The sequence below is a fragment of the Klebsiella sp. P1927 genome (genome assembly GCF_018204675.1).
Taxonomy (GTDB): domain Bacteria; phylum Pseudomonadota; class Gammaproteobacteria; order Enterobacterales; family Enterobacteriaceae; genus Klebsiella; species Klebsiella pneumoniae.
The window spans coordinates 4,829,417-4,848,616 of record NZ_CP073377.1 but is presented as its reverse complement, the minus strand read 5'-3'; the positions used below and the strand labels follow the sequence as shown (position 1 = coordinate 4,848,616).

Here is a 19,200-nt window from a genome sequence, read left to right as displayed (position 1 = left end):
GAATTTTCAGCTCTGATACAGATTAATCGATACGTTGGTGAAACGTGTTGATAAAACAGAATTTGCCTGGCGGCACTAGCGCGGTGGTCCCACCTGACCCCATGCCGAACTCAGAAGTGAAACGCCGTAGCGCCGATGGTAGTGTGGGGTCTCCCCATGTGAGAGTAGGGAACTGCCAGGCATCAAACAAGTGAAGAGCCCATCCTGCCGGATGGGCTTTTTGCGTTTCTGTCGTCCGGCCAGCGTGCGGGTATGTCCCCCCGGTGGCGCTGCGCTTACCGGGGCTACAGATCCTCGGCCACCTGCTGGCCGAGGGGACATCAATGCCGCAAAGTTACCGACGTCAATCGTAGTCTGCTTCAGCCTGCTGCTCATACATCAAATTCAATAACGGATACGGTTGCCCCAGATCGTCCGTTTCAGAGCGCCCTGTCACCCTAAAACCCATCTTCTGATAAAACCCGACCGCTTGTTCATTCTGCTCATTTACATTGGTCGTCAGCTTCGGCGTTAACGACAGCGCATGCTCAATCAGCAACTTCCCCACGCCACAGCCGCGGACATCCGGATCGACGAACAGCGCATCCATATGTTCTCCGGTCAGCAGCATAAAGGCGATCGGCTGGTCTTCCGTATTAACCGCCACCCACAGCGGAGCCTCCGGTAAAAATGCGCGTACCATCTCCTCCAGCTCCTTTCGATACGCTTTTGTCAGAAAATCATGCGTGGCGTCGACCGACCGACACCAGATCGCAGTCAGTTTATCCCCTTCATCAGGCCGGGAACGGCGGATGTTAATAACCATACTTTCTCCTTTTCTACATTCTTATATTCTAACTCAACAAGCGCCGTGAAATTTTCTCACCGTGAACATGCAGACTCGACATTCACCCGATTCCTGGTTATCTTCAGCTATCTGGATGTCTAAACGTTTATACGTATGCTATGAGGTAATACAGTTATGCCAATTCGGGTGCAGGACGAGCTGCCAGCCGTCAATTTCTTGCGCAATGAAAACGTCTTCGTAATGACGACAACACGTGCAACGACTCAGGAAATCCGCCCCCTGAAGGTGTTAATCCTCAACCTGATGCCGAAGAAAATCGAGACGGAAAACCAGTTCCTGCGTCTGCTATCAAACTCTCCGCTGCAGGTGGATATCCAGTTATTACGTATCGATGCGCGCGAGTCGCGTAATACCCCTGCGGAGCATCTGAATAACTTTTACTGTAATTTCGATGAGATCTGCGATCAGAACTTTGACGGCCTGATTGTTACCGGCGCTCCTTTAGGCCTGGTTGAGTTTAACGATGTTGCTTACTGGCCGCAGATCAAACAGGTGCTGGAGTGGGCCAAGGATCACGTCACTTCGACGCTGTTCGTCTGTTGGGCGGTTCAGGCCGCGCTGAACATTCTGTACGGCATTCCCAAGCAGACCCGCGCCGAAAAGATTTCCGGCGTCTATGAACACCATATTCTTCATCCGCACGCCTTACTGACCCGCGGTTTCGACGACTCTTTCCTGGCCCCGCACTCACGCTATGCTGATTTTCCGGCCGGACTTATTCGCGACTATACCGATCTCGAGATCCTCGCGGAGACGGAAGAGGGCGATGCGTATTTGTTCGCCAGCAAAGATAAGCGCATCGCCTTTGTCACCGGCCACCCGGAGTACGATGCCAATACCCTGGCAAGCGAATATTTCCGCGATGTGGAAGCCGGTTTGAACCCTGAGATACCTCATAACTATTTCCCACAAAACGACCCGCAGAACAAACCGCGCGCCACCTGGCGCAGCCACGGCAATCTGCTGTTCGCTAACTGGCTTAACTATTACGTCTACCAGATTACGCCATACGATCTGCGTCATATGAATCCGACGCTGGAATAATACTCTACGTGAGACGATCCTAAAGCGTTTCAGCATTTTGCCTCTGGCACCTTCGGGTGCCTTTTTTATTTCCGAAATTCACTTCATACGCGAGGATAACTTTAATTTCATTGTTATCAATGTGTTAATGATAAATTAAAATTAAAATGGAAATTGTTTTTGATTTTGGAAATTAATTGAGTAGTCTTAATTGTGCTTAGCGAAAACTGCACAACGATCTTTCGCTCGCTTCCAGCGGATCAACCAAGAGGAGCAGCACAATGACGCAGCAGGCGACAATCACCGATGAACTGGCCTTTAGTCAGCCCTATGGCGAGCAGGAGAAGCAGATCTTAACGCCTGAGGCGGTAGAATTTCTGACGGAACTGGTGAGCCGCTTTACGCCGGCGCGCAATAAGCTGCTGGCCGCTCGTTTGCAGCAACAGCAGGCTATTGACGACGGGCAGCTTCCGGATTTTATTTCGGAAACTGCTTCCATTAGAAATGGCGACTGGACTATTCGCGGTATCCCGGCTGATTTGCAGGATCGCCGCGTGGAAATCACCGGCCCCGTCGAGCGCAAGATGGTCATTAACGCGCTGAATGCCAACGTCAAAGTCTTTATGGCGGACTTTGAGGATTCGCTGGCGCCTGACTGGCGCAAAGTCATTGATGGTCAAATCAACCTGCGCGATGCCGTGAACGGAACCATCAGCTACACCAACGAGGCCGGCAAAATCTATCAGTTGCAGCCCAATCCCGCTGTGCTGGTATGCCGTGTGCGCGGCCTGCATCTGCCGGAAAAGCATGTGACCTGGCGTAATGAGGCCATCCCCGGCAGCCTGTTCGATTTTGCGCTCTATTTCTTTCATAACTACCAGGCGCTGCTGGCGAAAGGAAGTGGTCCCTACTTCTATCTGCCAAAAACACAGGCCTGGCAGGAGGCGGCATGGTGGAACGATGTCTTCAGTTTTACGGAAGATCGCTTTGACCTGCCGCGCGGCACCATCAAGGCCACGCTGCTGATTGAGACGCTGCCAGCGGTGTTCCAGATGGATGAGATCCTGCATGCGCTGCGCGACCATATTGTTGGCCTGAACTGCGGCCGCTGGGATTACATCTTCAGCTATATCAAGACGCTGAAAAACCATCCGGATCGCGTACTGCCGGACCGGCAGGTGGTGACGATGGATAAACCCTTCCTCAGCGCCTACTCACGCTTGTTGATTAAGACCTGCCACAAACGCGGCGCGTTTGCGATGGGCGGTATGGCGGCGTTTATCCCGAGCAAAGATACCGAACGTAACCGCCAGGTGCTGAGTAAAGTCACCGCCGATAAAGAGCTGGAGGCAAACAACGGTCACGATGGGACCTGGATCGCCCACCCGGGCCTGGCGGATACCGCCATGGCGGTGTTTGACCGCGTGCTGGGCGATAAGCCGAATCAGCTCTCGGTCACCCGGAGCGAGGATGCGCCAATTACCGCTGAACAACTGCTGGCTCCCTGTGAGGGCGAACGCACGGAAGCCGGAATGCGCGCCAACATTCGCGTGGCGGTGCAGTACATCGAAGCGTGGATCTCCGGCAACGGCTGCGTACCGATTTATGGCCTGATGGAAGACGCCGCAACGGCCGAGATCTCGCGCACCTCTATCTGGCAGTGGATCCATCATCAGAAAACCCTGAACGACGGTACCCCGGTCACTAAGGCGCTGTTCCGCCAGTGGCTGGCGGAAGAGCTGATGGTGATTCAGGAGGAGCTGGGAGAGCACCGCTTCAGCCACGGCCGCTTTGACGATGCGGCGCGACTGATGGAGCAGATCACCACCTCCGACGAGCTAATTGATTTTCTGACATTGCCGGGCTACCGCCTGCTGGCCTAATCGCCAGATGGTGTGGTTCGCCATTTAGTCCTTCACCTATGAGCCTGGGGAGCCAGGAAATTATATGGAGCATCTGCACATGAAAACCCGTACCCAACAAATCGAAGAATTAAACAAAGAATGGACGAACCCGCGCTGGGAAGGCATTACCCGTCCCTACAGCGCGGAAGAGGTGGTGAAGTTACGCGGCTCGGTGAATCCGGAATGCACGCTGGCGCAGCTTGGCGCGGCGAAACTGTGGCGTCTGCTGCACGGGGAGGCGAAAAAAGGGTACGTCAACAGTCTCGGCGCGCTGACCGGCGGCCAGGCCTTGCAGCAGGCGAAGGCGGGTATCGAAGCCATTTATCTCTCCGGCTGGCAGGTGGCGGCGGATGCTAACCTGGCGTCCAGCATGTATCCGGATCAATCGCTGTATCCGGCCAACTCGGTACCGGCGGTGGTGGATCGGATCAACAACACCTTCCGCCGCGCCGATCAGATCCAGTGGTCAGCGGGAATTGAACCGAACGATCCGCGCTTTATCGACTACTTCCTGCCGATCGTGGCGGATGCGGAGGCCGGTTTTGGCGGCGTCCTGAACGCCTTTGAGCTGATGAAATCGATGATTGAAGCCGGTGCAGCGGCTGTTCACTTCGAAGATCAGCTGGCATCGGTGAAGAAGTGCGGCCATATGGGCGGTAAAGTGCTGGTTCCGACTCAGGAAGCGATTCAGAAGCTGGTGGCGGCGCGTCTGGCGGCCGACGTGATGGGGGTCCCGACGCTGGTCATCGCCCGTACCGATGCCGACGCCGCGGATTTAATTACCTCAGACTGCGATCCGTACGATCGTGAGTTTATTACCGGGGATCGCACCAGCGAAGGGTTCTTCCGCACCCACGCCGGGATCGAGCAGGCGATCAGCCGCGGGCTGGCCTACGCGCCGTATGCGGATCTGGTGTGGTGTGAAACGTCGAAACCGGATCTCGAGCAGGCGCGCCGCTTTGCCGAGGCTATCCATGCGCGTTTCCCGGGCAAACTGCTGGCCTATAACTGCTCGCCGTCGTTTAACTGGAAGAAAAATCTTGATGATAAAACCATCGCCAGCTTCCAGCAGCAGCTGTCGGACATGGGATACAAATACCAGTTTATTACCCTCGCGGGGATCCACAGCATGTGGTTCAACATGTTCGACCTCGCCCATGCCTACGCTCAGGGTGAGGGGATGCGCCACTATGTTGAGAAAGTGCAGCAGCCGGAATTCGCCGCCGGGCCGGAAGGCTACACCTTCGTCTCGCATCAGCAGGAGGTGGGCACCGGCTACTTCGACAAGGTCACCACCATTATCCAGGGTGGTACCTCGTCGGTAACGGCGCTGACCGGCTCGACCGAAGAAGAGCAGTTTTAAGCCATGCCCGGTGGCGCGACGCTGACCGGTCCTGCAAGAGGACGCAGGCCGGATAAGCGAGCGCGCCTTCCGGCATGACGTGGCGCCGGATGGGGGAAAGCGATGACGCGTGGTCTTGAATTACTGATTGCCCAAACGATATTGCAGGGATTTGACGCGCAGTATGGGCGTTTTCTTGAAGTCACTTCCGGCGCGCAGCAGCGCTTTGAACAGGCTGACTGGCACGCCGTGCAGCAGGCGATGAAGCAGCGGATCCATCTCTACGATCACCACGTGGGCCTGGTAGTAGAGCAGCTGCGCTGCATCACCGAAGGGAAAAGCACCGACGTCGATTTTCTTCTGCGGGTGAAACAGCAGTACACCCAACTTTTACCGGATTACCCTCGCTTTGAAATTGCTGAGAGCTTTTTCAATTCGGTCTACTGCCGCCTGTTTGACCACCGCTCGCTGACCCCCGAGCGGCTCTTTATTTTCAGCTCGCAGCCCGAGCGACCCTTTCGTACCCTCCCGCGACCGCTGGCGAAAGATTTCTTTCCGGAACGCGGTTGGTCGCACCTGCTGGGTAAAGTACTGTCCGATCTGCCGCTGCGGCTACCGTGGCAAAACAAAGCGCGGGATATCGGCTATATCATTGCCAGTCTGCAGGAGGCGCTGGGGGAGGAACTGCTCGCCACCTGTCATCTGCAGGTCGCCAATGAGCTGTTCTACCGCAATAAAGCCGCCTGGCTGGTGGGCAAACTGGTCATGCCGATGGCGACGCTGCCTTTTTTGCTGCCGATCCACCGCAGCGAAGAGGGTGAGCTGTTTGTTGACACCTGCCTCACAACCCATGCCGAAGCGAGTATCGTTTTTGGCTTCGCGCGTTCCTATTTTATGGTTTATGCGCCGTTGCCCGGCGCGCTGGTGGAATGGCTGCGCGAGATCTTGCCGGGTAAAACGACGGCCGAGCTGTACATGGCGATTGGCTGTCAGAAGCACGCCAAAACCGAAAGCTATCGCGAATATCTACACTACATTACTCGCTGCGATGAGCAGTTTATTGAAGCGCCGGGTATTCGCGGGATGGTGATGCTGGTGTTTACCCTGCCGGGCTTTGACCGGGTGTTTAAGGTGATCAAGGACCGCTTCGCGCCGCAGAAAGAGATGACCGCCGCCCATGTGCGGGCTTGCTATCAGCTGGTAAAGGAGCATGACCGCGTCGGGCGGATGGCGGACACACAGGAGTTTGAAAATTTCGTGCTGGATAAACGGCAAATCGCGCCGGCGCTGCTGGCGCTGCTGCAGGCGGAAGCGGGGAACAAACTCACCGATCTCGGCGACCGCATCGTCATCAGCCATCTCTATATTGAACGGCGAATGGTGCCGCTCAACCTGTGGCTGGAGCAGGTTAACGGCCAGGCATTGCGTGATGCGGTAGAAGAGTATGGCAATGCTATCCGCCAGCTGGCCGCCGCCAACATCTTTCCCGGCGATATGTTATTTAAAAACTTCGGCGTCACCCGCCATGGCCGGGTGGTGTTCTACGACTATGATGAAATCTGCTATATGACGGAAGTGAATTTTCGCGAGATCCCGCCGCCGCGCTATCCGGAGGATGAGCTGGCCAGCGAGCCGTGGTACAGCGTTTCGCCTGGCGATGTGTTTCCGGAGGAGTTCCGCCACTGGCTGTGCGCCGACCCGCGCATTGGGCCACTGTTTGAAGAGATGCATGCCGACCTGCTGCGCGCCGACTACTGGCGCGCACTGCAGATGCGGATTAAAAACGGCCATGTGGAAGATGTCTACGCCTACCGGCGCAAGCAGCGTTTTAGCGTGCGCTATGGCGCCGACAGTAGACCAGATAAGGCGTTTACGCCGCCATCCGGCAAGGTGCGCCGATCTGCCTGATGGCGCTACGCTTATCAGGCCTACTTAAAATGCCCTTCTGGGGCATTTTTTTATTTAACCCCGCCATACGCCAGCGTCACTTCCTTCGCCGCCTTGATCACCAGCGCGCCCAGCTCAGTCACCCGATCATCGGTCATACGCGAGATGGGGCCTGAGATGGAGATTGCCGCGAACGGTTCGCGATGTTCATCGTAAATGCAGGCGGCGACGCAGCGCAGGCCGAGCGCGTGCTCCTCATCATCGAAAGAGTAGCCCCGCTTGCGGGTCTGGGCTAAATCTTCCTTCAGATGCAGCGGGGAGACCAGCGTGGCATGCGTATAGGCATGCAGCCCTTTACGGTGCAGCAGACTGGTGACCTGCTCTTCGCTCAGCTGCGCGAGAAACGCCTTCCCGGCGCCGGAAGCGTGCATCGGCAGTTTACCGCCGATTGGCGCCGACATCCGCATCAGCTGGGTGCACTGCACCTGATCGATAATGATCGCCTGGTGGTCGCTCTGGTCGAGCACCGCTAAATTCACCGTTTCACCGGAATCTTCCATCAGCTGGCGCAGGATCGGGTGGACAATGGCCAGCAGATTGCGGCTTTGTAGAAAGCTGCTGCCGACCACGAAAGCATGCGCCCCTACGGCCCAGTGACCCAGCTCGCCAACCTGGCGGACGAAGCCCAGCTGTTGCATGGTGGTCAGCAGACGGTGAGTCGTGGAGTTGGGCAGACCCGCCTGCTGCGCCAGTTCGGTCAGCGCGACGCTGCTGTGGGACTCGGCAATCCATTCGAGTAATTTCAGGCCGCGGGTCAGCGACTGAACCTGACCGCCAGCCTGCTGGGCAGTGGCAGCCGCGGGTTTTCTGCCGCGTTTCGCGGGAATGGGGGTTGTGGCCATCGCGAACTCCTTTTTCTGTATCGTGGAAATAATTTTCGTTTTATTTGGCAATAATGCAATCACAACCGGACTCATCGGAGGAGTGAAGCTGAACATGTCTCATATTGCCCGTTGTTGTCTTTTCCGCTCCGGTGGTTTATGCCAGTATGGTTTGTTGGCTATTTGGCCTGAGTCGAGCGTTGTCGGGAGCAAGTGTGAGCAGCAAAGTTGAGCAACTGCATCAGCAGTTAAAAGAACGTATTCTGGTTCTGGATGGGGGCATGGGCACCATGATCCAGGGCTATCGTCTGAGTGAGCAGGACTTTCGCGGTGAGCGCTTTGCTGACTGGCCGTGCGACCTGAAAGGCAACAACGACCTGCTGGTGCTCAGCAAACCCGAAGTGATCCGCGAGATCCACGACGCCTATTTCGAGGCCGGCGCGGATATCATTGAGACCAACACCTTTAACTCGACGACCATCGCGATGGCGGATTACCAGATGGAATCCCTGTCGGCCGAGATCAACTTTGCCGCGGCGAAGCTGGCCCGCGCCAGCGCCGACGCCTGGACGGCCCGCACGCCGGAAAAACCGCGCTATGTCGCGGGCGTGCTTGGCCCGACCAACCGCACCGCCTCTATCTCGCCTGATGTGAACGATCCGGCGTTCCGTAATATTACCTTTGACCAGCTGGTGGCCGCCTATCGCGAATCCACCCGGGCGCTGGTGGAAGGTGGCGTGGATCTGATCCTGATTGAAACGGTGTTTGATACTCTGAACGCTAAAGCGGCTATATATGCGGTGAAAGAGGAGCTGGAGGCGTTAGGCGTTGACCTGCCGCTGATGATCTCCGGGACCATTACCGATGCCTCTGGCCGCACGCTTTCCGGACAGACCACCGAAGCCTTTTATAACTCGCTGCGTCACGCCGAAGCCTTATCGTTTGGTCTGAACTGCGCCCTCGGGCCGGACGAGCTGCGGCAGTACGTCCAGGAGCTGTCGCGCATTGCCGAATGCTACGTCACCGCGCACCCGAACGCCGGCCTTCCCAACGCCTTCGGCGAATACGATCTGGACGCCGACACCATGGCGACGCAAATTCGCGAATGGGCGGAAGCCGGTTTCCTCAATATCGTTGGCGGCTGCTGCGGTACCACCCCGGAGCATATCGCCGCCATGAGCCGGGCGGTAGCGGGCCTGCCGCCGCGTCAGTTGCCGGAAATTGCGGTGGCCTGCCGCCTCGCCGGCCTGGAGCCGTTGAATATCGGCGACGATAGCCTGTTCGTTAACGTCGGTGAACGAACTAACGTCACCGGCTCGGCGAAATTTAAGCGGCTGATTAAAGAAGAGAAGTACAGCGAAGCGCTGGACGTTGCGCGTCAGCAGGTGGAAAGCGGCGCGCAGATTATCGATATCAACATGGACGAGGGGATGCTCGACGCGGAAGCGGCGATGGTGCGTTTCCTTAACCTGATTGCCGGCGAGCCGGACATTGCCCGCGTGCCGATCATGATCGACTCCTCCAAGTGGGAAGTCATTGAAAAGGGCCTGAAATGTATTCAGGGCAAAGGCATCGTTAACTCGATTTCGATGAAAGAGGGCGTCGAATCCTTTATCCACCATGCGAAACTGGTTCGCCGCTACGGCGCCGCGGTGGTGGTGATGGCTTTCGACGAGGTTGGTCAGGCCGACACCCGCGAACGTAAAATTGAGATTTGCCGTCGCGCCTACAAAATCCTAACCGAAGAGGTCGGCTTCCCGCCGGAAGATATTATCTTCGACCCCAATATCTTTGCCGTCGCCACCGGTATCGAAGAGCATAACAACTACGCACAGGACTTTATCGGCGCCTGCGAAGACATCAAACGCGAGCTGCCGCATGCGCTAATCTCCGGCGGGGTCTCCAACGTCTCCTTCTCCTTCCGCGGTAATGACCCGGTACGTGAGGCGATCCACGCCGTATTCCTCTACTACGCGATCCGCAACGGCATGGACATGGGGATCGTCAACGCCGGTCAGCTGGCCATCTATGATGACCTCCCGGGCGAGCTGCGCGACGCGGTCGAAGACGTGATCCTCAACCGCCGCGATGACAGTACCGAACGGTTACTTGAGCTGGCGGAAAAATATCGCGGCAGCAAAGCGGACGACGGCGCGAATGCCCAGCAGGCGGAGTGGCGCACCTGGGAAGTGAAAAAACGCCTCGAATATTCGCTGGTGAAGGGCATTACCGAATTTATCGAACAGGACACCGAAGAAGCGCGTCAGCAGGCCGCCCGCCCGATTGAGGTCATTGAAGGGCCGCTGATGGACGGCATGAACGTGGTCGGCGATCTGTTCGGCGAAGGCAAAATGTTCCTGCCGCAGGTGGTGAAATCCGCCCGTGTAATGAAACAGGCGGTGGCCTACCTTGAGCCGTTTATTGAAGCCAGTAAAGAGCAGGGCTCCAGTAACGGCAAAATGGTGATTGCCACGGTAAAAGGCGACGTTCATGACATTGGCAAAAACATCGTCGGCGTGGTGCTGCAGTGCAATAACTACGAAATCATCGATCTTGGCGTGATGGTCCCGGCGGATAAAATTCTCAAAACGGCCAAAGAGGTAAACGCGGATCTAATTGGTCTTTCCGGGCTGATTACCCCATCGCTGGACGAGATGGTTAATGTGGCGAAAGAGATGGAGCGCCAGGGCTTTACCATCCCGCTGCTGATAGGCGGCGCGACCACCTCGAAAGCGCATACGGCGGTGAAAATCGAGCAGAACTACAGCGGCCCGACCGTTTACGTACAGAACGCCTCGCGCACCGTCGGCGTGGTGTCTGCGCTGCTCTCGGACACGCAGCGCGACGAGTTTGTCGCCCGCACGCGCAAAGAGTATGAAACGGTGCGTATCCAGCATGGGCGTAAAAAACCGCGTACGCCGCCGGTGACCCTTGCCGCCGCGCGGGAAAACGATCTGGCCTTTGACTGGGAGAGCTACACGCCGCCGGTGGCTCATCGTCTGGGAGTACAGACGGTGGAAGCCAGTATCGAGACTCTGCGCAACTACATCGACTGGACGCCGTTCTTCATGACCTGGTCGCTCGCGGGTAAATATCCGCGCATTCTGGAAGATGAAGTGGTAGGGGAAGAGGCGCAGCGCCTGTTCAAAGACGCTAACGAGCTGCTGGATAAGCTGAGCGCAGAGAAAACCCTGAACCCGCGGGGCGTGGTGGGTCTGTTCCCGGCCAACCGCGTGGGCGACGATATTGAAATCTATCGCGATGAAACCCGCACCCACGTGCTGACGGTGAGCCATCATCTGCGCCAGCAGACGGAGAAGGTTGGCTTCGCCAACTACTGCCTCGCCGATTTTGTCGCGCCGAAGCTGAGCGGCAAGGCGGACTACATCGGCGCCTTCGCCGTGACCGGCGGCCTGGAAGAGGACGCGCTGGCGGATGCCTATGAAGCGCAGCATGATGACTATAACAAGATCATGATCAAGGCCATCGCCGATCGCCTGGCGGAGGCCTTTGCCGAGTATCTGCATGAGAAAGTGCGCAAGGTTTACTGGGGATATGCGGCCAATGAGAACCTCAGCAATGAGGAGCTTATTCGCGAGAACTACCAGGGGATCCGACCGGCGCCGGGATATCCGGCCTGTCCGGAGCATACCGAAAAGGGGACCATCTGGCAGCTACTGGACGTCGAAGCCCATACCGGCATGAAGCTCACCGAATCGTTCGCCATGTGGCCGGGCGCATCGGTTTCCGGCTGGTACTTCAGCCATCCGGATAGCAAGTACTTCGCCGTGGCGCAGATCCAGCGCGATCAGGTCGAAGATTACGCGCTGCGTAAAGGAATGACGCCGGCGGAGGTCGAGCGCTGGTTAGCGCCTAATCTGGGCTATGATGCGGACTAGTCGTCATCTTTCCTTACAACAAACAAGGCGCTCTGTGAGCGCCTTGTCTCTTTATTGAGGTTAACCCCTTATACTGAGATAGGTTCCTGAACTTCGGAAAACCTATAACGATAAGGAGAAGCTGATTCCGTGTTAACTCTGCTACACCTGTTGTCCGCGGTTGCTCTGCTGGTGTGGGGCACGCATATCGTGCGTACCGGGGTGATGCGCGTCTATGGCGCTCGCCTGCGTACCGTTCTCAGTAGCAGCGTAGAGAAAAAGCCGCTCGCCTTCTGCGCGGGTCTTGGCGTGACTGCGCTGGTGCAAAGCAGTAACGCCACCACCATGCTGGTGACCTCATTTGTCGCCCAGGATTTAGTGGGTCTGATGCCAGCGCTGGTGATGGTGCTGGGGGCCGACGTCGGGACGGCGCTGATGGCGAGGGTGTTGACCTTCGACCTGTCGTGGCTGTCGCCGTTGTTGATATTTATCGGGGTGATTTTCTTCCTCGGCCGCAAGCAGACCCGCGCCGGGCAGCTTGGACGGGTGGGGATTGGTCTGGGGCTGATCCTGTTGGCCCTCGAGCTGATTGTCCAGGCCGTACACCCCATAACCCAGGCGAACGGTGTGCAGGTGATTTTCGCCTCGCTGACCGGCGATATCATGCTGGATGCTTTGATTGGCGCCGTATTTGCAATCATTAGCTACTCCAGCCTGGCGGCGGTGCTGTTAACGGCGACGCTGACCGCGGCGGGAGCGATCTCTTTCCCGGTGGCGCTGTGTCTGGTGATTGGCGCCAACCTGGGATCGGGGCTGCTGGCGATGCTTAACAACAGCGCGGCGAACGCGGCGGCGCGCCGGGTGGCGCTGGGCAGCCTGCTGTTTAAGCTGGTGGGGAGTCTGATTATTCTGCCGTTCGTCCATCCGCTGGCCGCGGCGATGCAAAAGCTGCCGTTGGCCGAGTCCGAGCTGGTTATCTACTTCCACGTCTTTTACAACCTGCTGCGCTGCATCGCGATGGTGCCCTTTGCCGGACCGATGGCGAAGCTGTGCCAGCGTCTGATCCGCGATGAGCCCGAGCTGGATAACCATCTCAAACCCAAGCATCTCGACCCGTCGGCGCTGGACACCCCGGCGCTGGCGCTGGCCAATGCCGCGCGTGAGACGCTGCGCATTGGTGACGCGATGGAGCAGATGCTGGAGAGCCTGCACAAGGTGATGCATGGCGAACCGCGTCAAGAGAAAGAGCTGCGCCGTATGGCGGATGATATCAACGTACTTTACACCGCTATTAAGCTCTATCTGGCGCGAATGCCAAAGGATGAGCTGGCGGAAGAGGAATCCCGGCGCTGGGCGGAAATTATTGAGATGTCGTTAAACCTCGAACAGGCGTCCGATATCGTCGAGCGAATGGGCAGCGAGATCGCCGATAAATCGCTGGCGGCGCGGCGCGCCTTCTCGGTAGAAGGGTTAAAGGAGCTTGATGCGCTGTACGATCTGCTGCTCAGCAACCTGCAGCTGGCGATGTCGGTCTTCTTCTCCAGCGATGTGCCCAGCGCCCGCCGCCTGCGGCGCAGCAAACACCGGTTCCGCATTCTTAACCGCCGCTACTCGCATGCGCACGTTGACCGTCTGCATCAGCAGAACGTGCAGAGCATCGAAACCAGTACGTTGCACCTGGCGCTGCTGGGGGATATGAAGCGTCTGAACAGCCTGTTCTGCTCGGTGGCTTACAGCGTGATGGAGCAGCCGGATGAAGACGACGAACGGGATGACTACTGAGACGGATTATTTTTCCGTTTATGTCGCTTCTTTTCTGGCGAGGTAGCCCTCCCGGGACGTGGCTGACGCCTTCCCGGGAGGGACATCCTAGCTTCTGGCAAACGCCGAGGCCTCTGCCACCAGCGCGCTATCCGGCCGTACGCCGGTATAAAGGGCAAACTGCTCGACGGCTTGCAGGGCAATAACTTCCGCACCGCTGATGGTTTGCTTACCCCGTTGTTGCGCCAGGCGGATCAGCGGAGTTTCCGCCGGCAACGCGACCACGTCAAACACGACGCTGGCCTGGGCCACCATGGCCTCGCTGAACGCCAGCGTGTTGCTTTCCGCTCCCCCCGCCATGCCCAGCGGTGTGACATTGACCAGAATCTCGGCTGCGATCCCTTCGGGCAGGGGCTGCCACTGAAAGCCATACTGTTTTGCCAGCGCCAGGCCGCGCTGGCGATTGCGGGCCGCAATGATCACGTCGCGGAAACCGGCATCACGGAAGGCGGCAATGACGGCTTTCCCCATGCCGCCGCTACCCTGAATCATCACTCTGGCGTTGGTATCGAGCCGATGGCTGGCGATCAGGCTTTTGACCGCGATGTAATCGGTGTTTAGCCCGGTTAACTTCCCGTCGTCGTTGACGATGGTGTTGACGGAGTCGATGACTTTTGCTGACGGATCGATCGCGTCAAGAAACGGTATGCAGCTCTCTTTAAACGGCATGGAGACCGCACAGCCGCGGATACCCAATGCGCGAACCCCTTTTACCGCCGCCTCAATATCCTTAGTCGTAAAGGCTTTGTAGAGGTAGTTCAATCCCAGCTTGTCATACAGATAGTTATGAAAGCGGGTGCCGAAGTTGCCGGGGCGACCCGCCAGGGAGATGCACAGCAGCGTATCGCGGTTAATCATGCGTAATATCCTCCGCGTGGGCCAGCAGATACGCTTCAGCCTCCTGGGACCAGATCCCATGGTGACGCGCCACAATCGCTGCCAGTTCGGGATCGGCGATCTCGCCCAGCGGCGTGAGCGGGAAGGCTTTTCCGGTATACACCAGCTTTTTTCCCCCGCCGACGGCAGGCAGATCGAGGGTGGTTTCGCCCGCGGCGTTCAGGCCGAGAATATGGGTGACCACTTTCGCCGTCTGGACCTTTTTCGCCTGCATCAGCGCCACCGCGGCGCGCATATCGTCAGTATTACCGCCGGAGGTGCCGACGTAGTGGGTAAAGGCGTAGTGCACGTCGTAGAAGTTGATCGGGGCGCTGAATTGCTTATCCTGGGGGCCAGCAAAGAAATTCAGGCAGCCGTCCGGAGCCAGCAACGAGGAGGCCAGGGTGATCAGCTGTTCGTTTGGCACAAACACGAAGATATCGTCGAAGCCATGGCCGCCGCTGAGCGCCAGTAGCGTATCGCGACTGGCCTCATGGCCGTCGAGGTAGTGGATCAGCGTCTGCGGCTCAGAGGGGTAATGACGGCGGGCGTAGCTGAGCTTCGGCTTATTGGTATCGGTCACTACCAGTAGTGAAGGATTGATGGGGCCGTGCAGCGCATAGTCGATAGCCAGCAGCCCCATCGGCCCCGTCCCGCCCAGGATCAGAGTGTGTCCCTGAGGACGGATCCCCATCACGTGGTTGTAACTCCCCTCCTGCAGATGATAATTGGCGTTGAAAGCGCCAATGACGCAGGAGAGCGGCTCCACCAGCGATCCTTCAAACCAGGTATCCCCCTCCCAGGTGAGCAGGCAATCCTGCGCCATCACCTCATTGGGGATCACCACATGGGTGGCTTCGCCACCGATCCATGGGAATGAGTAGCCGGGGCAGTCGGGTCGGTCGGGCAACTGCAGGTTGGCCTGGATCACGTAGCGCTGCCCTGGCTGAAACTTATGCTGCCACTTTTTACCGACGGCAAGGATTTCGCCGCAGAATTCATGACCGATAATAATGGGCCTGGTGGCCACATCATCTGGCACCTTTTTATGATCGGCACCCTGATTGGCCTCTTTCCATGAGGAAAGACACAGGCTGTCCGTGACCACCCGGGCGAGGATCTCATCGTCCTGCATCGCCGGGAGGGTAAAGGTTTCCAGGCGCAGGTCTCGTTTGCCATACAGGCGCAGGGCCGTTGTTGTTTGCATAAACCACCTCATCCCCTTCATCTTTCGGGGCTATGTTGTTGACGTCACCCCGGCATCGCCGGGGCGGAATAATCAGGACAGAAAGCCGAGGGCGTTGCCGATAATGCCTAAGCCGAAAAGGGCGAAAATCAGCCAGACCGGATTCACTTTCTTGTTCAGCAGACGCACCATCAGTAGCGTCAGGCCCAGCGCCAGCAGGCCGGGGCAGAGCTGATCGAGGATGTTCTGGACGGTCATCGTGACGGTGGCGCCGTCTGCACCGGGCGTTTGGGAAACCACCAGCGGCACATTGATGGTGGTCCATTTGGTCACCAGCACCCCCATGACAAACAGGCCGAGAATGGAGGCGCCTTCGGTCAGCTTCTGCAGCAGGTTACCGCCCATATCGCTGACGATATTGACCCCTTTACGGAAGCCCAGTTGCAGGCCGTACCACTTCATTGCCAGCCGCACTGCATTGAAAATAAAGAAAAATAACAAAGGTCCCAGAATGTTGCCGGAGAGGGCCAGCGAGGCGCCAAGGGCCGCGGTAATCGGCCGCAGCGTGCCCCAGACCAGCGGGTCGCCGACGCCGGCCAGCGGGCCCATCAGACCCACTTTGATGCCGTTGATAGCGCCATCGTCAATGGCCGCGCCGTTAGCCCGGGCCTCCTCCATGGCGGCGGTGACGCCGATCACCGGGCCACACACCGCCGGCGTGGTATTAAAGAACACCAGATGACGCTTCAGCGCCGCGACCTGATCGGCTTTGAGCGGATAAAGGCGTTTGATCGCCGGGATCATGTCGTAGCAAAACCCCAGGCCATGAATACGTTCGAAGTTAAAGGAGGCCTGCTGGAGGTTGGAGCGGAGAAACATGCTCACCAGGTCGCCTTGCGTGATTTTTTTCTGTTCCATTTTCGGCTCCATTAGTCGTCAAGCTGGTCAAGGGCGGGGGCAGAGGGGGCAGTGGAGGCGGCGGGTTCAGCTTTACGCCACTGTGGATTGAGCTGGATGTAGATCAGCGCGATGATGACGCCCACGCCGCCGAAGGCCAGCAGGCTGAAGTCGAGATAACCCCCGGCGAGAAAACCGAGGAAAAAGAAGGGCATCAGGTATTTCACGCCCATCATTCGCAGCACCATCGCGTAGCCCACGACGACAATGAAACCACCGGCAATCTGCAGGCCGCGGGTGACGAATTCCGGGATCGCGCTGAGCATACTGCTGACCATATCCGCGCTAACGAACAGCGAGACCACCAGCGCCGGGATTGCCACGCGCAGTGCCTGCACCCCCAGTGCGGAGACATGCAGCAGGTCGATGGTGCGAAAGCGCGCCTCCTCGGCCGCTTTGTCCGCGGCGTGCTGGAACACCACGGTAATGGTACGGGCGAAAACGGTCAGCACCTGCCCGGCGGCGGCCACCGGCAGAGCAATGGCGATACCGGTGGCAATGCTCTGGTGGCCCACAATCACCAGAATGGCGGAGATAATGCTGGCCAGCGCCGAATCTGGCGACTGCGCTGCCCCCACGTTCATCCAGCCGAGGGCGATCAGCTCCAGCGTACCGCCGAGCATAACCCCGGTTTTTAAATCGCCCAGGATGAGGCCAATCACGGTACAGGCGATAAGGGGCCGATGGGTCTGAAATTCATCCAGCACGCTGCCCATTCCGGCAATACAGGAAAAAATAAATATGGCTATTATCTGTAGGGTACTAATTTCCATAATTTATGACCTTTAAGGTGTGAGTCATCCTGCCTGCTACGGCATATCACAACAGGCGCTATTTTTTATTCGCAGAAAGCTGTTTCGTTAATTTTGTCGAGAATATTGACTGACGGATCTGATGCGACCACGCGTAAATCGAGTTTTACGCCCAGTTTATCGAGTTCACGGAATGCCTGAATATCCTGCGGATCCAAAGAAACGGCTTTGGTTAGCTGTTTTTTACCGGGTCGCCAGGCCATGCCACCAATATTTAACGTGGCGATCTGCACGCCCTGGCGCACCATCGTTAAAACATCGTGTGGATTGGTAAATAAATAAAAGACGGTCTCGTCCTGATATTGCGGGTTATGATAGACCGCAACCGCTTTTTCCAGACTGACAACGTTTACCTTCATGCCTGGCGGAGCCGCCTGGCGCAACAGGGTCCGGCGAACCTCATCGTTAAATACATCGTCATTGCAGATAATTATCCGCTGGGCGTTGGCGACTTTTGACCACACGGTGGTGACCTGGCCATGAATCAGTCGGTCATCAATACGGGCGAGGGTAATTTGCATCAGAACTCCTCCTCAACGGTTTCTGGCTGCTGCCAGACCACACAGCACTGACTGGCGATGGCCTGCAGATGCTGGCATAAGTCATCGGCGCTCAGGGTATGCTGGTTATCCACCAGCTCGAGTGCCAGCGGCAGCGACAGGCCGCTAATCACCCGGATCTGCGGGTGACGCATTGCCAGCCCGGCTGCGGCATTCCATGGGCTTCCGCACTGCAAATCTACCGCGATTACCCACTCCTCATCGGTGTGGGCGCTTACTAACTTTTCCAGGTTAATGGCGATATCCGCCGCGTTTTCGCCGGGGACAAACGCGACGGCGCTGACGTTAACCTCGCCGTAGACCATGCATACCGAATCAAGCATGGCCCCGGCCAGCTGGCCGTGGGCGCAGAAGATAGCGTGAACCATACTGCCTCCTTAACCGCGCGTTTTTCCGCCGGCAATGTTAGTGGTGACTCCGGTGATGTAGCTGGCGCGCGCTGACAAGAGATAGCAAACAAAATCAGCCACTTCCGAGAGCTTTCCTGCCCGCCCGATGGGAATGGCGTTTTTGGTATATCCCTCGCGAAGTTGCTCGACGGTGATATTGCGCGTCCAGGCCAGCGCCTCTTCATATTCCGGTGTCCGCAGACCGGTTTTTTCGAGGATCCCCGGCGCAACGCCGACCACGCGGATCCCATATTTACCCAATTCTTTGGACCAGGAGCGGGTAAAGCTGTTGAGCGCGGCCTTGGTCGCGGCGTAGCAGCTTTGACCTTCAGAACCTTCCAGGCCGCTCTCCGAAGAGACATTGACAATCACACCGGCGCGCTGTTTGACCATTTGACGCGCCACCGCCTGCGACATGAAAAACACCCCTTTCTGGTTGATATTGACCATTTTTTCAAAAGCGGCTTCGTTTAATTCATAGCGGCCGGCCGGTGCTTTTTCGTCGACTAATAAACGCGGGAAATTCACGCCAGCGTTATTGACCAAACCATCAATACGCGACCAGCGCTGAATAATGGCATCGATAGTCTGTTGCACCTCTGTCGCGCTGGAAATATCCGTCGGCCAGAAGTGATAATTATCGCCATTGTGATGACGATCGCCGCCATGAATATCAATCATCTGGACATGAGCACCTTGTGATAATAATTCATCGACAATGGCCAGCCCAATTCCCGAGGCGCCGCCGGTCACGATAATGACGTTATCTTTTAAATTTAACCAGGTATTCATTATTCACTCCCATTTCTTTAGATAAAGGGATCCCCCGCAGCGGGT

15 protein-coding genes and 1 rRNA gene are annotated in these 19,200 nt (G+C 57.3%); 7 read left to right on the top strand and 9 right to left on the bottom strand.

Annotated elements, in window-relative coordinates:
* The first annotated feature begins 65 nt into the window (after positions 1–65).
* Positions 66–181, top strand: a 5S ribosomal RNA gene (rrf, locus tag KB892_RS24190).
* Between the two features lie 162 nt (positions 182–343).
* Here the strand turns inward: rrf and KB892_RS24185 are convergent.
* A complete protein-coding gene (locus tag KB892_RS24185; protein WP_002884493.1) occupies positions 344–805 on the bottom strand; it encodes an acetyltransferase in 462 nt (153 codons plus the stop codon).
* Positions 806–961: 156 nt separating this feature from the next.
* On the opposite strand from KB892_RS24185, the gene metA reads away from it, so the two are divergent.
* The 4 genes from metA (at position 962) to aceK (ending at position 7,024) form a co-directional block, all read left to right on the top strand.
* Complete coding sequence (gene metA, locus KB892_RS24180) at positions 962–1,891, top strand: homoserine O-acetyltransferase MetA (RefSeq protein ID WP_004146576.1); 930 nt, start codon at positions 962–964, stop codon at positions 1,889–1,891.
* Between the two features lie 260 nt (positions 1,892–2,151).
* Entirely contained in the window at positions 2,152–3,753 is a 1,602-nt protein-coding gene (gene aceB / locus KB892_RS24175; RefSeq protein ID WP_002884559.1) for a malate synthase A, read from the top strand.
* 79 nt (positions 3,754–3,832) lie between these two features.
* Positions 3,833–5,137: an isocitrate lyase gene (aceA, locus tag KB892_RS24170; protein ID WP_002884570.1), complete on the top strand. Its 1,305-nt coding sequence runs from the start codon at positions 3,833–3,835 to the stop codon at positions 5,135–5,137.
* A 102-nt stretch (positions 5,138–5,239) separates the two neighbouring features.
* On the top strand, positions 5,240–7,024 hold the full coding sequence (aceK, locus tag KB892_RS24165; protein ID WP_002884575.1) for a bifunctional isocitrate dehydrogenase kinase/phosphatase: 1,785 nt from the start codon (positions 5,240–5,242) through the stop codon (positions 7,022–7,024).
* A 50-nt stretch (positions 7,025–7,074) separates the two neighbouring features.
* Here the strand turns inward: aceK and iclR are convergent, their stop codons facing one another.
* Positions 7,075–7,905 carry a glyoxylate bypass operon transcriptional repressor IclR gene (iclR, locus tag KB892_RS24160; RefSeq protein WP_002884578.1) on the bottom strand — a complete coding sequence of 277 codons (831 nt, stop codon included), beginning with the start codon at positions 7,903–7,905 and terminating at the stop codon, positions 7,075–7,077.
* A gap of 194 nt (positions 7,906–8,099) precedes the next feature.
* Between iclR and metH the strand changes: the two genes are divergently transcribed.
* Complete coding sequence (gene metH, locus KB892_RS24155) at positions 8,100–11,783, top strand: methionine synthase (protein WP_004151753.1); 3,684 nt, start codon at positions 8,100–8,102, stop codon at positions 11,781–11,783.
* 129 nt (positions 11,784–11,912) lie between these two features.
* Complete coding sequence (locus tag KB892_RS24150) at positions 11,913–13,544, top strand: Na/Pi cotransporter family protein (RefSeq protein WP_002884582.1); 1,632 nt, start codon at positions 11,913–11,915, stop codon at positions 13,542–13,544.
* 87 nt (positions 13,545–13,631) lie between these two features.
* Here KB892_RS24150 and KB892_RS24145 read toward each other — a convergent pair whose 3' ends face one another.
* The 7 genes from KB892_RS24145 to KB892_RS24115 form a co-directional block, all read right to left on the bottom strand.
* On the bottom strand, positions 13,632–14,441 hold the full coding sequence (locus KB892_RS24145) for a shikimate 5-dehydrogenase (RefSeq protein ID WP_002884583.1): 810 nt from the start codon (positions 14,439–14,441) through the stop codon (positions 13,632–13,634).
* Positions 14,434–15,666 carry an L-sorbose 1-phosphate reductase gene (gene sorE, locus KB892_RS24140; RefSeq protein ID WP_002884587.1) on the bottom strand — a complete coding sequence of 411 codons (1,233 nt, stop codon included), beginning with the start codon at positions 15,664–15,666 and terminating at the stop codon, positions 14,434–14,436. Before sorE ends, KB892_RS24145 begins: the two co-directional genes overlap by 8 nt.
* Positions 15,667–15,738: 72 nt before the next feature.
* Positions 15,739–16,563 (bottom strand): PTS system mannose/fructose/sorbose family transporter subunit IID, encoded by an 825-nt coding sequence (locus tag KB892_RS24135; RefSeq protein WP_002884590.1) that lies wholly within the window; start codon positions 16,561–16,563, stop codon positions 15,739–15,741.
* Between the two features lie 11 nt (positions 16,564–16,574).
* Positions 16,575–17,375 (bottom strand): PTS mannose/fructose/sorbose transporter subunit IIC, encoded by an 801-nt coding sequence (locus KB892_RS24130; protein WP_002884608.1) that lies wholly within the window; start codon positions 17,373–17,375, stop codon positions 16,575–16,577.
* 65 nt (positions 17,376–17,440) lie between these two features.
* The gene (locus tag KB892_RS24125) at positions 17,441–17,935 is read right to left on the bottom strand and encodes a mannose/fructose/sorbose PTS transporter subunit IIB (RefSeq protein WP_004151751.1); all 495 of its coding nucleotides are present in this window, start codon (positions 17,933–17,935) and stop codon (positions 17,441–17,443) included.
* Positions 17,935–18,342, bottom strand: coding sequence for a PTS sugar transporter subunit IIA (locus KB892_RS24120; RefSeq protein ID WP_002884611.1), 408 nt, complete (start codon positions 18,340–18,342; stop codon positions 17,935–17,937). The genes KB892_RS24125 and KB892_RS24120 overlap by 1 nt, the downstream gene beginning before the upstream one ends.
* A 9-nt stretch (positions 18,343–18,351) precedes the next feature.
* The gene (locus KB892_RS24115; protein ID WP_002884614.1) at positions 18,352–19,155 is read right to left on the bottom strand and encodes an SDR family oxidoreductase; all 804 of its coding nucleotides are present in this window, start codon (positions 19,153–19,155) and stop codon (positions 18,352–18,354) included.
* Positions 19,156–19,200 lie beyond the last annotated feature (45 nt).